The sequence below is a fragment of the Bradyrhizobium sp. Kon10 genome (assembly GCF_055807395.1).
This window is the reverse complement of record NZ_JBVVOZ010000342.1, coordinates 1-245: the sequence shown is the minus strand read 5'-3', so window position 1 is coordinate 245 and position 245 is coordinate 1. Positions and strand designations below refer to the sequence as shown.

Sequence of the window (245 nt, the reverse complement as noted above, 5' to 3'; positions counted from 1 at the left end):
CAACTCGACGCTCGAAAGCATGATGGAAACCGTAGCCTCGATCGCCGAGCGGACACGCAAGGCAGGCAAGCATGCCGCAATCTACGTCATCGAGCCGGCCATCGCCGGCCGTGTCGTGTCGATGGGCTATCGGCTGCTGGCGATGGGCTCCGAGCATGCGCTGATCGGTCTGGGGGCAAAGACCCTGCTGAAGAGCGTGAGGGACTCGATCGGCCCCTAAAGGTCGGTCAGAAATTTCGCAAAAG

Annotated in this window: 1 pseudogene; it reads left to right on the top strand. The window is 61.2% G+C overall.

The annotated features are described in order from the left end of the window. A pseudogene (locus AC0L2O_RS37315) lies at positions 1–220 on the top strand (2,4-dihydroxyhept-2-ene-1,7-dioic acid aldolase); the annotation flags it as partial. Positions 221–245: the final 25 nt, after the last annotated feature.